Origin of the sequence: Prochlorococcus sp. MIT 1303 (assembly GCF_001631965.1) — a bacterium.
Taxonomy (GTDB): Bacteria; Cyanobacteriota; Cyanobacteriia; order PCC-6307; family Cyanobiaceae; genus Prochlorococcus; species Prochlorococcus marinus_D.
The window spans coordinates 237,154-250,842 of sequence record NZ_LVHK01000044.1; the positions used below are offsets into that span (position 1 = coordinate 237,154).

General features: G+C 54.5%; 18 protein-coding genes. 8 read left to right on the plus strand and 10 right to left on the minus strand.

All coding sequences use genetic code 11. The features are described from left to right. Nucleotides 1-195 precede the first annotated feature (195 nt). Complete coding sequence (locus PMIT1303_RS10330) at nt 196-444, minus strand: hypothetical protein (RefSeq protein WP_063398635.1); 249 nt, start codon at nt 442-444, stop codon at nt 196-198. 73 nt (nt 445-517) lie between these two features. Continuing rightward, on the minus strand, nt 518-775 hold the full coding sequence (locus PMIT1303_RS10335; RefSeq protein ID WP_063398958.1) for a hypothetical protein: 258 nt from the start codon (nt 773-775) through the stop codon (nt 518-520). A 58-nt stretch (nt 776-833) separates the two neighbouring features. On the opposite strand from PMIT1303_RS10335, the gene PMIT1303_RS10340 reads away from it, so the two are divergent. From PMIT1303_RS10340 to PMIT1303_RS10360, 5 genes are read left to right on the plus strand one after another with little or no spacing between them, the layout of a single operon-like run. Next, nucleotides 834-1,283, plus strand: a complete 450-nt coding sequence (locus tag PMIT1303_RS10340; protein WP_063398636.1) for a hypothetical protein — start codon at nt 834-836, stop codon at nt 1,281-1,283. Between the two features lie 60 nt (nt 1,284-1,343). Next, nucleotides 1,344-4,151 (plus strand): valine--tRNA ligase, encoded by a 2,808-nt coding sequence (locus tag PMIT1303_RS10345; protein ID WP_369818724.1) that lies wholly within the window; start codon nt 1,344-1,346, stop codon nt 4,149-4,151. A 4-nt stretch (nt 4,152-4,155) separates the two neighbouring features. Next, nucleotides 4,156-5,133 carry an ATP-binding cassette domain-containing protein gene (locus PMIT1303_RS10350; RefSeq protein ID WP_063398960.1) on the plus strand — a complete coding sequence of 326 codons (978 nt, stop codon included), beginning with the start codon at nt 4,156-4,158 and terminating at the stop codon, nt 5,131-5,133. Further along, the gene (locus PMIT1303_RS10355; RefSeq protein WP_063398637.1) at nt 5,130-5,927 is read left to right on the plus strand and encodes an ABC-2 family transporter protein; all 798 of its coding nucleotides are present in this window, start codon (nt 5,130-5,132) and stop codon (nt 5,925-5,927) included. Before PMIT1303_RS10350 ends, PMIT1303_RS10355 begins: the two co-directional genes overlap by 4 nt. A 1-nt stretch (nt 5,928) precedes the next feature. Beyond that, nucleotides 5,929-6,717, plus strand: a complete 789-nt coding sequence (locus PMIT1303_RS10360) for an ABC transporter permease (RefSeq protein ID WP_063398638.1) — start codon at nt 5,929-5,931, stop codon at nt 6,715-6,717. Nucleotides 6,718-6,754: 37 nt separating this feature from the next. Here the strand turns inward: PMIT1303_RS10360 and PMIT1303_RS14365 are convergent, their stop codons facing one another. Further along, a complete protein-coding gene (locus tag PMIT1303_RS14365) occupies nt 6,755-6,937 on the minus strand; it encodes a BBE domain-containing protein (RefSeq protein ID WP_074159233.1) in 183 nt (60 codons plus the stop codon). 8 nt (nt 6,938-6,945) lie between these two features. Further along, nucleotides 6,946-7,104 (minus strand): hypothetical protein, encoded by a 159-nt coding sequence (locus tag PMIT1303_RS14370; protein ID WP_156486999.1) that lies wholly within the window; start codon nt 7,102-7,104, stop codon nt 6,946-6,948. Between the two features lie 57 nt (nt 7,105-7,161). On the opposite strand from PMIT1303_RS14370, the gene PMIT1303_RS10370 reads away from it, so the two are divergent. Continuing rightward, nucleotides 7,162-7,818 (plus strand): TVP38/TMEM64 family protein, encoded by a 657-nt coding sequence (locus tag PMIT1303_RS10370; RefSeq protein ID WP_231901505.1) that lies wholly within the window; start codon nt 7,162-7,164, stop codon nt 7,816-7,818. Here the strand turns inward: PMIT1303_RS10370 and PMIT1303_RS10375 are convergent. The 3 genes from PMIT1303_RS10375 to PMIT1303_RS10385 are packed head-to-tail and all read right to left on the minus strand — an operon-like array spanning nt 7,794 to nt 10,547. Then, on the minus strand, nt 7,794-7,973 hold the full coding sequence (locus tag PMIT1303_RS10375; RefSeq protein WP_011131549.1) for a hypothetical protein: 180 nt from the start codon (nt 7,971-7,973) through the stop codon (nt 7,794-7,796). The genes PMIT1303_RS10370 and PMIT1303_RS10375 overlap by 25 nt on opposite strands. A gap of 39 nt (nt 7,974-8,012) precedes the next feature. Then, the gene (gene ligA / locus PMIT1303_RS10380) at nt 8,013-10,103 is read right to left on the minus strand and encodes an NAD-dependent DNA ligase LigA (RefSeq protein ID WP_063398640.1); all 2,091 of its coding nucleotides are present in this window, start codon (nt 10,101-10,103) and stop codon (nt 8,013-8,015) included. Nucleotides 10,104-10,127: 24 nt separating this feature from the next. Further along, nucleotides 10,128-10,547 (minus strand): hypothetical protein, encoded by a 420-nt coding sequence (locus tag PMIT1303_RS10385; RefSeq protein ID WP_063396619.1) that lies wholly within the window; start codon nt 10,545-10,547, stop codon nt 10,128-10,130. A gap of 121 nt (nt 10,548-10,668) precedes the next feature. Here PMIT1303_RS10385 and PMIT1303_RS10390 point away from each other — a divergent pair, with 121 nt between their 5' ends. Further along, nucleotides 10,669-11,217, plus strand: a complete 549-nt coding sequence (locus PMIT1303_RS10390) for a SprT family zinc-dependent metalloprotease (protein ID WP_011131546.1) — start codon at nt 10,669-10,671, stop codon at nt 11,215-11,217. Between the two features lie 105 nt (nt 11,218-11,322). Next, nucleotides 11,323-11,844 (plus strand): hypothetical protein, encoded by a 522-nt coding sequence (locus PMIT1303_RS10395; RefSeq protein WP_063398641.1) that lies wholly within the window; start codon nt 11,323-11,325, stop codon nt 11,842-11,844. 15 nt (nt 11,845-11,859) lie between these two features. On the opposite strand, the gene PMIT1303_RS10400 is transcribed toward PMIT1303_RS10395, so the two are convergent. From PMIT1303_RS10400 to PMIT1303_RS10410, 3 genes are all read right to left on the minus strand, one after another. Next, nucleotides 11,860-12,309 (minus strand): hypothetical protein, encoded by a 450-nt coding sequence (locus PMIT1303_RS10400; protein WP_011131544.1) that lies wholly within the window; start codon nt 12,307-12,309, stop codon nt 11,860-11,862. 87 nt (nt 12,310-12,396) lie between these two features. Beyond that, nucleotides 12,397-12,975 carry a chorismate lyase gene (locus PMIT1303_RS10405; protein WP_169190004.1) on the minus strand — a complete coding sequence of 193 codons (579 nt, stop codon included), beginning with the start codon at nt 12,973-12,975 and terminating at the stop codon, nt 12,397-12,399. A 17-nt stretch (nt 12,976-12,992) separates the two neighbouring features. After that, nucleotides 12,993-13,682 (minus strand): hypothetical protein, encoded by a 690-nt coding sequence (locus PMIT1303_RS10410; protein WP_063398642.1) that lies wholly within the window; start codon nt 13,680-13,682, stop codon nt 12,993-12,995. Nucleotides 13,683-13,689 lie beyond the last annotated feature (7 nt).

The window sequence follows — 13,689 nt, forward strand, 5'->3', positions numbered from 1 at the left end:
GCAAGACTTGCCTTAGTTCTTGCCTAAGCGTGGGTGATTGTGGCGGGTTGACCAATCGCTGGAGATCGCTCTGAGTTTTGTGGATGAGCTGTGATCACTGAGGGAACACCTCTCAACGATTCTTCCTTGCTATTGCTTGCGAGCAGGCCGTTTGATCAGTCTTGATTGGGCCTAATTCGTTGTTGGACACTCTTCCTAGAGCTCAAGTTTCCAGATCTGGTTTTTGAAAAGCTTCTCCCGAGATGTCCCTTTTGCTCTCAAGCGAGTGCGTCCAGTGTGTTCAGCCCAGCCGATGCTGCCATACCTGAAGGGTCCTGATTGAACGTGCTGACTTTGCCAGCTTCGTTGCATTAACTTTGCCCATCTCATCATCAGCTCGATGGAGGTGCCAGCAAGTGTCATGTCTGCTTGGGGGATCTGGCATCCAGCGGAACCATGCCTCATCGATCAGTGAAGAAGATCTAAACGAATGCTTCCTAGGCAGCTCATGAGCAGCTCAGGGGATCAACGATCAAGTTCAGTCTTCTGGGAAAAGCAGGTTCGCGAGTTCTTCTGCATCAACGTCATAGACTCGCGCCAGGCTGGTTTCAATGGCGCTGGTCACGTCTCCTGGAAGGAAGCGCATCGCATTGAGCGCATCTTCAGAGATCTCATCAGTGAGCAGCTGATCCTCAGATTCAAGCTTCTCATCATTGATCACGGCCAATACCCACGTGATGTAGGCATCCACCAAATTCGAAAATTCGAGTTCGGGATCGTTCAGATCCAGGGTCATGGGCCCTGCCGGATTAGACACCTCATCAGTCTGCCTGCTGGAGGAGAGGATGTCTGCCATGGACGATTCCCAAGCAATTTTATTTCAGGGCAAATTGGTTGATTTTGCTTTGGCTGAGCTGGTGCGGCAGCACCGGGATAGCTTTCAGCCCCTCTGGACGGTGGATAGTTGGGCCAAGTTGCTGATCTGGATGGCCCTGAACTGTGGTTTGTCGGGAGAGCGCGAGAGTCTTGAGTTATTTGCCGAGGCTCTGGGGCCGAGGTTGACGGGTCGCTTGCGCGGGTTGTTTTACGAACGAACCTTGGAGGATCTCGAATTGCAGCTGATGGCTGATCCAGCTGAGCCCCAGGTGCTGGTGATGCCTATAGCCCCTGGGGCCGTAGTGACACCCCAGCAGGCTTCCAGGGCATTGGATCAGGTGGGGTTGCTGGAAAGGGTTGAGTCCGACCGCAGTCGCTGGCAAAGGCTTGATGCGCTGGTCGCTATTCCTTGGAAAGTTTCTCAGTGATGTGGGTGATGGTTTCGAGCCGTCATGGATGCGCCGCGGCCTTTTGCGAGCATGGTTCGAATGCCGTCCACTTCCATCGTGACTGAGCTGAGCGCCGCAGACCCAGCCTTTGTTCAGGCGGCTGATGCCCTTGCTAAGACCTACGACCCAGTTGGTACGGAGAGTCGCTGGCAGTGCGCATGGGAGGAGAGTGGTGCTTTTCACCCTGACCCACAGGCTGCAGGCGAGCCTTTTTCGGTGGTGATCCCCCCTCCGAATGTGACTGGCAGTTTGCATATGGGGCATGCCTTCAATACGGCTCTGATCGACACAATCGTGCGTTTTCAGCGCTTGCAAGGAAAAAATGTGCTCTGTCTGCCTGGGACCGATCACGCATCGATTGCTGTGCAGACAATTCTTGAAAAGCAGCTCAAGGCTGAAGCGATCAGTCGTTATGACTTAGGCCGGGAGGCCTTTCTTGAACGTGCCTGGGCCTGGAAGGAGGAAAGCGGTGGGCGGATTGTTGATCAGCTTCGCCGCTTGGGTTACTCGGTTGACTGGCAGCGTCAGCGCTTCACGTTGGATGAAGGTCTCAGTGCGGCTGTCCGTGAAGCTTTTGTTCGCTTACATGAGCAGGGCTTGATCTATCGAGGTGAGTACCTCGTGAATTGGTGCCCGGCTTCCGGATCGGCCGTTAGCGATTTGGAGGTTGAGATGAAGGAAGTCGATGGTCATCTGTGGCACTTGCGCTATCCCCTAACGGGTGGCCCAGCCGCTGATGGCACTACTCATCTTGAAGTGGCCACAACTCGCCCTGAAACCATGCTTGGCGATGTGGCTGTTGCGGTGAATCCGGCCGACGAGCGTTATCGCCATTTGGTGGGTCAAACCCTCACATTGCCCCTACTGGGGCGAGAGATTCCCGTGATTGCTGATGACCATGTGGATCAGGATTTCGGGACTGGTTGCGTCAAGGTGACACCCGCCCATGACCCCAACGATTTTGCGATTGGACGGCGGCACGACTTGCCTCAGATCACGGTGATGAACAAAAACGGAAGCATGAATGGTCATGCCGGTCGTTTTGAGGGGCTGGATCGCTTTGAGGCCCGCAAGGCAGTGGTGGCGGCCTTGCAGCAGGAGGGCCTATTGGTGAAAGTGGAGCCTCATCGCCATAGCGTTCCTTATTCCGACCGGGGCAAGGTGCCGGTGGAGCCTTTGCTTTCCACTCAGTGGTTCGTGCGTATGGAACCTCTAGCGGCCCGTTGCCATGAGTGTCTTGATCATGGAGCACCCCGCTTCGTCCCCAATCGTTGGCAAAAGGTCTATCGCGATTGGCTCACTGACATTCGTGATTGGTGCATCAGCCGGCAGCTGTGGTGGGGCCATCGCATTCCTGCCTGGTTTGTTGTTAGTGAGACTGACGATCAGTTGACCGATGCCACTCCTTATCTGGTGGCTCGCTCGGAGGAGGAGGCATGGCAGCAGGCTCGTGATCAGTTTGGAGAGGCTGTGGTCATCCAGCAGGATGAAGATGTTCTTGATACCTGGTTTTCCAGTGGTCTTTGGCCCTTCTCCACCATGGGCTGGCCTGATCAAGAGAGTGCAGACCTTGAATGTTGGTATCCCACCAGCACTTTGGTCACAGGTTTCGACATCATCTTTTTCTGGGTGGCGAGGATGACGATGATGGCTGGTGCCTTCACCGGTCGCATGCCGTTCGCAGACGTCTATATCCATGGCTTGGTGCGGGATGAGCAGAATCGCAAGATGAGCAAAAGCGCCGGCAATGGTATTGATCCGTTGTTGCTCATCGAGCGTTATGGCACCGATGCTCTGCGCTTTGCCCTTGTGCGTGAAGTTGCTGGAGCTGGTCAAGACATCCGCCTGGATTACGACCGCAAGAGCGACACCTCCGCGACGGTGGAGGCGGCCCGGAACTTCGCTAATAAGCTCTGGAATGCCACTCGTTTTGCCTTGATCAATTTGGGTGGAGAGACGCCGGCATCGCTTGGTGAGCCTGATCCTGCGAGCTTGCAGCTCGCGGATCGTTGGATTCTTTCTCGCCTAGCTCGCATGAATCGCGATGTTGCGGAGCGCTACGACAGTTATCGCCTAGGTGAGGCGGCTAAATGCCTTTATGAGTTCGCTTGGAACGATATTTGCGACTGGTATTTAGAGCTGAGTAAACGACGGCTGCATCCGGGTGAAGATGCCAGTGATGAAGTTTTGGCCGATCAGTGCACAGCTCGTCAGGTGCTGGCCAAGGTGCTTGCTGATCTATTGGTGATGCTTCACCCATTAATGCCTCATTTGAGCGAGGAACTTTGGCATGGGTTAACTGGTGCGCCCAAAGATACTTTTCTGGCTTTGCAAAGCTGGCCAGCAAGCAACACATCAGCTCTTGATGACGATCTTGAGCTGTCGTTTACTGAGCTGATAGAGGCCATCCGGGTGGTGCGTAACTTGCGTGCAGTTGCTGGTCTGAAGCCAGCTCAGACAGTGCCGGTTCAATTCATTACAGGCCGCCGTGAGCTGGCGGCTTTGTTAGAGCAGGCGACGGCGGATATCACAGCTCTCACGCGTGCTGAGAGCGTGGTGGTGGCGACCAGTGCTGATCTGACGCAGCGCTGCTTAGCTGGAGTTAGTGGGGAGTTGCAAGTGCTGCTGCCCATCGATGGATTGGTGGATCTGGATGCTCTTAGGGGTCGCTTGGAGAAGGATTTAGCTAAAGCAGAGAAAGAGATTGCTGGTCTGGCGGGTCGCTTGGCCAATCCGAATTTCGCAATCAAAGCTCCGCCGAACGTCGTGGAGGAATGCCAATCCAACCTTGCTGAGGCTGAGGCTCAGGCTGAGCTTGCGCGTCAGCGGTTGTCCGATTTGGGCTGATGTGGTGATTGAAGTAGAGCAGCTAAGTAAGACCTATCAAGTCGCGGATAAGAGTCCTGGTTTTGTTGGCACGCTCAACCATTTTTTTCGCCGCAAGACTCATGATGTTGAAGCGGTTCGTCATGTGAGCTTCACCATCCAGCCAGGGGAAATGGTGGGCTTCCTTGGTGCTAACGGTGCCGGTAAAACCACCACCTTGAAAATGCTTTGCGGCTTAATTCATCCCAGCGCAGGGAGGGTGCATGTCGCTGGCTATGTGCCTCAGCGACGTCAGGCTGCTTTTCTCAAGCAGATCACTTTGGTGATGGGTCAGAAGCAGCAGCTGATCTGGGACTTGCCGCCACTCGATTCGCTCTCGGTCAATGCTGCGGTGTATGGCATTGGAGAGAAGGAGGCCCGATACCGCATTAATGAGTTGGCGGCGATGTTGGAGATCGCAGAAGAGCTCACCCGCCCGGTGCGTAAGTTGTCCCTTGGACAGCGCATGAAGGCTGAGTTATTAGCGGCCCTATTGCATCGTCCCTCGGTGCTTTTTCTTGATGAACCGACTCTTGGCTTGGATGTGAATGCTCAGGCGAGGGTGCGTAGTTTCCTGGCCGAGTACAACCGTCAAACGGGCGCAACGGTGTTGCTGACAAGTCACTACATGGCCGACATCACTGCTTTGTGTTCGAGGGTGTTATTGATTCATCAAGGAGAGCTCATTCACGATGGTGGCCTTGATGCATTAGCCACGAGCCTGTCTCCCTTCCGTCAGGTTCGTCTTGAGCTCAATCGGTCAGCTTCCCCGGAAGACTTCGTCGGTTATGGCGAGTTGGAAGCACTGGATGATCGAGCCGTGCGTCTTCTGGTTTCACGCAGTGAGCTCACTGAGGTTGTGGCACGTCTGCTGGCCAATTTTGATGTTTTGGATCTTGAAGTTAATGATCCACCGATCGATGAATTGATTGGCAGCCTTTTTCGTAAGGGGAGGGTTGTATGAAGATCGCTGGCCTGTCTTGGCCGGTGGTGAGGGCCTTGTTGGCTTCTCAGCACGCCAACATGGTTCAGTATCGCGCTGAGATTGCCCTTTGGGCTCTCTCCGGTGTGCTGCCTTTCATCATGTTGAGCCTTTGGAGTGAAAGTGACGCTGGAGCGTCATTGGGCTTCAAGGGGGTGGGCTTGGCCCGTTATTACCTCAGCGTCTTCATGGTGCGTCAGTTTTCAGTGGTTTGGGTGGTTTTTGCCTTTGAGGAGGATGCCTTGCTCGGGCGTTTATCTCCCTTTTTGCTCCAGCCTTTGCATCCACTTTGGCGTTATGTGGCTGCTCATGTGGCTGAACGAGTGACTCGCTTTCCTTTTTCTATTGGGATCGCAGCTATTTTTTTCTTGCTTTATCCAACGTCTTTTTGGTTGCCGTCGCTTGGCCAGTTTTTGTTGGCTTGTCTTGCCATCTTGCTCGCTTTCAGTATCAATTTTTTGCTACAGAGTTTGATTGCCGCACTTTGCTTTTGGAGTGAGAAGGCTAGTGCTTTGGAGCGCTTGTTGCTGATTCCATATCTTTATTTCTCTGGTTGGTTGGTCCCTCTTGCTGCATTCCCAGATGCGGCGCGAACGGTTTGTTTCTGGACGCCGTTTCCCTATCTGATTGATTTCCCGGCAAGGGTTCTGGCGGGTTTGCCTGTTGATTTTGTAGCCGGCTTTGCGGCTCAGTTGTTTTGGGTAGCGTTGTTGATGCCTTTGGTGGTGATGACCTGGCGCGCTGGGGTGCGTCGCTATACAGCGATGGGGGCTTGAGATGGGGCGCTACTTGCTCAGCCTGAAGCGTTTTTGGGGCACGGCATTGGCTGGGCAGTTGGAGTATCAGGTCAACATGCTGATCGATTTGATGGCCATGGTCGGCAGTTTGGCTGGCAGCATCTTTGTGCTGTCTGTGTTCTTTGGGCAGGGGCGAGAACTGGGTGGTTGGAGTTGGGAAGCTGCTCTTGTGGTTCAGGGCATTTACACCTTTTTGGATGGCGTTTCAAGCACTTGGCTACGACCAAACCTCGGTGCGATTGTCACCCACGTGCGTGAGGGCACTTTGGATTTTGTGCTGTTGAAACCGATCGACAGCCAGTTTTGGGTCTCGCTACGCATCATGGCGCCGGCGGGCCTTCCGGAAATGGGGTTGGGGTTGGTTTTGATCGTCTGGGCTGCATCCCGGGCAGGCGCATCTTTCAGCCTTGGCACAGTATTGGTCGCTGTTTTGATGCTTTGTGTAGGCGGTGTGATTCTCTATGCCCTGTGGTTTGTGATTGCTGCCACGAGCATCTGGTTCGTGAAGACCTGGAATGCCACTGAAGTGCTAAGGGCCGTGCTGGCTTCTGGTCGGTTCCCAGTGAGTGCCTATCCACCGACTCTGCGCTTGGTGCTCACTTTGGTGTTACCGGTTGCTTTTTTGACCACGGTTCCAGCCGAGGTCATCCTTGGTCGTGCGGCAATGCCGATGTTGGCTTTGGGATTGTTTTTGGCTGTGATTTTTTTTGTTGGAAGCCGGGCTTTTTGGCTGTTCGCTTTGCGCTATTACACATCAGCTTCGAGTTGATGTGTTTTGCCGGTGGGCATTGGTTTGAGGCTTGAATTTAGGTGTCGCTTCCGACGCCATGGAGTACTCGGAAAAGATTGGTTGGGTCGTAACGTCGCTTGATACTCAGAAGGTGCTCGTAGTTCGGGCTCCAGAACTCCTGCTTCAAGTTTGGTTCGAAGACATGACCTTCGTTCACGTAGGAGATAGCTCCAGGTGCGGCTGTGCGAATGAAGGCCATGGCACGATTCACATCCTGTTGATGCTTGTAGTTTTGCCCAAGTTAAGTGTGGCTCTGATTAGACGTGTGCCGAGGCATCGGCGAAGTTTGTTGATGGCTGCTTTTGTGTTCGGAGCTTTCGCTTGTCGCCAAAGCGCTGGTAGGCCTATGGCGGAGAGAGTGGCCAATCAGGCTTGCTGCAGAGTTTGCGCCGACGCATCGCCAACTCAGCATGAATCTTGAGTATGAGAGGTATTGGTGTTGCATGCAGATCGCTTGTGTTGATTGATCCGGGGACTTGGTTGGAGTCTTGGCTGCCTTTCTTGCAGACACCTTTGGGTGCAGTTCTGTTTGTACCTCTCTATGCACTTTGGGTCACCTTGTTGCTGCCAGGTGTTTGGGCCTCGATGCTTGCAGGTGCGCTCTTCGGGACTGGGTTAGGAAGTTTGCTGGTGTTTGTCGGCGCTTGCTTGGGTGCAGAGGCATCCTTTCTGCTTGGACGTTACTGGCTCAGGAATTGGGCTCGACGACGCTTGGCAGTTGTGCCAAAACTGCAGGCTGTTGAGAAGGCCGTGAGTCGTGAGGGTCTCAAGTTGGTGCTTTTAACCCGCCTGTCTCCGGCGTTCCCTTTTAGTCTGCTCAACCTGGCATATGGCCTTAGTGAGGTGAGCCTGCGGGATTATTCGATCGGTTTGATCGGCATTCTTCCCGGCACTGTTTTGTTTTGTGGTTTTGGTGCATTGGCTGGGGATGTGGCCCGATTTGGCGATGTTCTCTCTGGCCAGGCTGATCTGGCCACCTGGACTCTCAGGATTGTTGGGGTGTTGGCCACGGTTGTGGTGGTATGGCTGGTAGGCCTTGCAGCCAAGCGAGCTCTTCAGGATTCCGAGCCATCCAGTTGATCTGGGTTGTCTAGCTGCCAGTCTTTGAGGGCAGCAAAGAACACGAACCAGCTCAGACGGAGGCGTGCAAGTACCCCAGTGCGTTGCGCCAGATCTGCATATTTGGCACGTCCGCAGGCTGTTTTGATCCAGGTGTTGATGTTGGCTTGGCTCATGCTCTTATGCAGTGATTAAAAGCCTAGGGATGAAGAACTTCAGCTGGCCAAAAGTTTGAGCAGCTCCTCCTGGTTAAGGACCGTGACTTCAAGTTTCTCAGCCTTGTTCAGTTTGCTGCCCGCTTCAACTCCAGCCACCACATAACTGGTGTTTTTGCTGACAGAGCTGTTGACTTTGCCACCGGCAGCTTCGATCAGGGCTTGGGCTTCGCTGCGGCTCAGGGTTGGCAGAGTGCCTGTTAATACAAAGGTTTGGCCCTGCAAGCTCACCGTTCTTTGGTTTTGATCTGTGTCGTGAGCGAGCTTGTCTTCATTGGCTTCCAGGGAGATGCCTAGCTGTTTCAACTTGGCCAGAAGCTGTTGATTGGCGGGGGTGGCAAACCATTGTTGTAGTGACTGCGCAATTTCGTTGCCGACTCCGAACACTGATGTGATTTGTTCGGGTGCCTTGCAGGCGGCGTTGGCCAGTGTGGCGGCGCTGGGGAACTTTTTAGCTAGGGCTTTAGCGTTGACCTCGCCGACGTGGTGGATGCCTAGGCCGTAGAGCTGCTTATGCCAGGGCTTGCTTTTGGAGGCTTGCAGGGCGGTTATCAGGTTTGCTGTTGATTTGCTGCCCATACGATCCATGCTTGCCAGAAGGCTTGCCTCGAGGGCATAGAGGTCAGCAATCGATTGCACTAGGCCGCGGTTGACCAGCTGTTCGATCAGCTTGCTGCCTAGGCCATCTACATCCAGAGCTCCTTTACTGACCCAGTGACGTAGTGTGCCGCGCAGGATCGCTGGACAGCTGCTGTTGACACAGCGTGTTGCTGCTTCGCCTTCTTCCCGCACTAGCTCTGATCGGCATTCTGGACAGATATGAGGCAGCTTGAGTGTCTTTGCTCCTGCAGGCCGTAGTTCTCTCAACACACCTATCACTTCCGGGATGATTTCGCCGGCCTTGCGCACCACGATGGTGTCGCCGCTATGGAGATCGAGCTCGCTGACCCGATTGGCGTTGTGCAGTGTGGCGCGGCTCACATTTGTACCTGCTAGTGGTATTGCTTCGAATTCAGCCACAGGTGTTACGGCGCCTGTGCGTCCCACCTGGCAGGTGAGTCTTAGCAATTTGCTTGGGGCTTCTTCAGCGGCGTATTTGAGTGCAATCGCCCAACGTGGGGCCTTTTGAGTAAAGCCTGCGGTTTCTTGTAGTTGTAAGTCGTTGAGCTTTACGACTACTCCGTCGGTGGCGTATGGAAGTTGATGGCGATCCTCATCCCAGAGCTTGAAGAAGTGTTCTACCGCAGTTAAATCCGTAAGCAACGCGGTGTTTGGATTCACTTTGAAGCCGATGGCCTGGAGCCATTGCAATGCTGCCCATTGGTTCATGGGTCTGGCTGGATCATGAGCTTTCGCTTGCCAGTTGTCTGGTAGATGCAGGGTGTAGGCAAAGAAGTCCAGCTGGCGTGAGGCCACCACCTTGGGATCCAGTTGTCGCAACGTGCCGGCACAGGCATTGCGGGGGTTGGCAAAGGCGACCTCGCCCTGTTTTCCTCGGGCAGTGTTGATGTCTGCAAAGGTGCTATTCGGGATAAACGCTTCTCCTCGCACTTCCAGCCAGGCTGGCGGATGCACGAGTTGTAATCGCAACGGAATGGAGGCAATGGTGCGGACGTTGGCTGTGATCTCCTCTCCATTAGCGCCATCACCGCGGGTGGCTGCGCGTATGAGTACGCCGTGTTCGTAGCTGAGGGCTAGCGCGTTGCCATCGATCTTCAGTTCGCCCACCATCGATAGATCAGGTTGAGGCGTTTTAGGGTTGGTTTGATGACCAAGCAGCTTGGCGAGTCGGACGGACCAGCCCGTTAGTTCGTCAACATTGAAAGCATTGTCGAGGCTGAGTAATGGGATGCGATGCTGAACACTTGCAAAGCCTTGAGCAGGGGCTCCACCAATCCTTTGGGTGGGGCTGTCTGGGGTGAGTAGCGATGAATCTTTAGCTTCTAGGTCCAGTAGCTCGCGATAGAGGCGGTCGTAGACGGCATCCTCCATCGTTGGTGTATCAAGTACGTAGTAAGAGTGGGCGGCCTGATTGAGTAGTTGGCGTAGTTCGGCTGCCCGCTCTGGGGGTGTTCTCGACGTCGGGGTCACCGCAGCTGTCTTAAGAACGATCGGTCATGAATTGAGGGGCACAATGCGATCGACTCGCCATGAATCATCAATCTTGCTGAATGTGAAATCCATTTTTAATTCATCTTTGCCATCAGATTTGAGTTTGATGGTGAGGATGACCTGACCTTCTTGAAGCCTAGGTCGACCGGATTTGAGGTTGCGGTATCGGTTGAGTTTCAGACTGGCCAGGAAGCGGATGAATTGTTGTCTGTTGACGTGCTGCCGATAGGTCTTGGTGGTGAGTAGGTAGGCAGCATCAATCCGACCTGCCGCGACCTGAGTGAAGAACTGCTTGACCAAGGGGTTGATGCCCCTTGCACTGAAGACCAGCCTGACGGCCGTGATGGTCCAGTAGAGCAGTAGGGCTCCAGCGCCAGCTAGTAGGGCTTTGGTCCCAATGTCCCGTGCTAGGGCTAGATCCATCATCTTGATGCAATTGAAAAGAGAGTCTGACTGACCGACTTCAGAAATATGGTTCTTCAGCGATTGTGTGAAGTGGGCAGACTGTCAAAGCTTGATTTAAGGGCCTACCCCACGCGCATTAATGCCCCTGGTGCCTCTGCTGCCGCTGTTTCATCGCTTCAATAGGGAATATTTCAATGGCGCCCTAGCGATTGGATCCCAGCCTCTTCTGTCTGTGCGGTGGAGTGATGGTCGATTGCGCAAGACAGCAGGTTTTTATCGTCGTGGCTTAAGGGTTGACGGCCGCAATAGCTGCGAGATTGTTCTTTCTCGTCCTTTGCTGGAGCTTCTGCCTCAGACCGCCACTGAAAGCACTCTTTGCCACGAAATGATCCATGCCTGGATTGATCTTGTACTGCAGGTTAAGGAGAGTCATGGCCCCAACTTTCATGCCCGGATGGCCGCCATTAACGCTGCCCAGAACCAGTTTCAGGTGAGTGTGCGCCATCAGTTTCCCGTGCCTCAAACGCCGCCGCGGTGGTGGGCGGTTTGCCCTCGCTGTGGTCTTCGTTCTCCTTATCAGCGACGTGTTCATCGCGCTGCTTGTCGGCAATGTTGCGACCGTCACTATGGGGGTAGCTGGCATGCCAGCTGTGTGTTCGTCTATGAACCTGCGTTGCCGGAGGCCTGAGTGGACATGTTTTTCTGGGTGCTTCAGGTCAGTGGGGTCTCGATTGCCCTAATCGGTTGGCAACGGGAGCAATGGTTGCAGCGGCGGCGCCGGTAACGTCGATGCATGGATACACGTCGTCAACGTCGCCAAAGGTCCAGGGATCCCTTGGATCGTCGTTTGGATCAGTGGCTTGAGACAGGTCGTCAGTTGGTTGATGGTGTGGCCGGCACCCGCCCTGGACAGCGTGGATCTGGTCGTACAGACCGTCGTTCCGCTGCGAGCTTGGGAACGGTTGGTCGCTGGGTGGGTGACAAGCTTGAATGGTTGTTGGAAGAGGACGAGGATGATGGTTGGCTTGAGCCTTGGCAGTCCGAGCCTCAGTCCACTGAAATGCGAGTGAAGCGACCACTGGAAGCGATCTCTCGCCGTGTTCCCCCTTTGATTCAACCTGCGTCTTCTCGCAGTGAGCTTGTGCCTCATGAGGATGATTGGCCCGACGAGTCCACCTTCCAGGTTGATCGTTGGCAGCGTCGCCCATCAGAGCGGCTTAATCCTGAGGCCGCTTCAAACCGAAGCGCATCAGAATCATTGAAGCGACCGCTGGAGCGGAGACCTTTGCCGCGTTCCAGTCGTCGGCGCGATTGAGCGTGCGCGATTCAATCAGGCTGCAGCGCTCAAAGATGCCTGATGTGGTTTGTGCGCTACGCGAAAATGGCAGCCTCGCAGTGCGAGTTGATCATTGACGTCACCTACCAGTTCTTCAGGTAGATCTTCAGCCATTTGCTCTGCTGTTGCATTGATGGAGGGCGATCCCTCTTCAAGGGCCTCAAGTAGTTCGGCCCATTGCTCCACCTGAAGTGTTCGGTTGATGGGTTGGTAGCCGCTTTTCTCAAGCAAGCCTTTGCAGATTTTGGCGTTCCAGAGAGCTGTGCGTGGAGGGGTTTGTGGACCGTGCTTATGGGCTGCACCAGTCTCAAGGGCTCCTGGAGTTGGTCGTCCATGTCGATCGCGCAAGCCTTGCAGTTGTAGAGCCCGGCCGCAATTGATTGCTGAGATGCCGTAGATGCGTCCCAGATCAGTGAGGCTCAGCCAGCTTGGGGAGGGTGCCATGGAGAGGGGAACCGCTTGAATAATCTTCCCGAAAGCACAAGAGTTGGCAAGTTGTCAAGTTAAAAATCGACAAATCGAGAGCTCTGGTCATGAACAGAGTTGAAGCTCTTGTCGTGGAGTGGGTCCGAGCCATTTCTCGAGCTCAGGGCTGAAAACTTCTCGGATCACTGTTAGTTCACGCTCTTGGCGAAAGAAGCGATAATGACGGCTCCAAAATGGCCCTGTTTGGCCGAATGCGGATTCGAGCCAATCGGCAGCGACAAGGCCAAGTCCGTCGACTTCACGAAACAGTTCGGAACGGCCTTTTGTGAGACTGTCCCAGATGGGTTGATTGCGATTGTGGAGATGCTTTTCGGCTTCATCGAAATTCCACCAGCTTTCTGCCCAGGCCAGGGTATGGGAGTCGCAGATCAACCACACCTGACGCCTTAGTAAAGGTGGTTTGAGTTCGCGCACTTCCTGCGGGGCTGTTGCATCAGGATTGGGTTCCGGCTGCATGGCAATGAGGTTGACTTGCACTTCATGGCCTGTGAGCAGTCTCAGGTGGCGGGTTGGGCTGCCATCCCCAAGCAGCATCAATCGCCAGGGTCCGGGAAGTTGCCAGGGGCCTTCACCAGAGAGCACTGCCTTGCTAGGGGCGTCCCAGACCCGTGCTGGTGAGATCAGTCCTGAGGGTGTCTGGTTCAGAAGGCGCCTCCAATGTTGAGCTGACGTTGCTGACCTTGATTTTTGATGACGGCACCATTGGCGTTGACAGAGTCCAATCGCCAGTTGCTGCTACCGATGTTCTCTCCGGGTTTTGCGGAGGTTGAGGTTTGCTTCAGCTGAAAGATTGCTGAGCTGCTGCCTTTAGGGCCATGTACGACACCTACAAGTACGGGGACTTCGCTTGCATTGCCCTGCAAGTGACTTGATTGGCTGGAGAACGTTTCTTCGCGGATGGGAACGATGACAGGCTCCAAGCTTTGGACCCAATCAGGATCAAGCGGGGTTTGGGGAAGGACTGCCAGCTCAGCGTTTGTGTTTTGGGCGCTAATGCTTGAGCTGTTGCTGGGTTCTTCGCTGGTCGTTCGAGATGCGGCGGGTAACTTTCTGAGCCGCTCCATGACTAGCAAATTTCGTTCTCGGTCAAGCTGGGCTTGGGAGGCCTGCCAATTGTGAGCTAGCCAGACACTGCTGATGAGCCCCGCAGTGGCAAGACCAGTAAGAGACAGAGTAAGAGTTTGCCACTGAGGTGGCTTCGCCTTGAGTGATTCGTGGACATGCACCCTGGCAGAGGTCAGATGATTGTCTTGCTCGTGGAAGACGCGGTCCATCACCTGTTCAGCTCGTAGGTTCCAGTAGGCCCGCGAGGTGGTGAGCTGAGAGGGCACCGTTCGT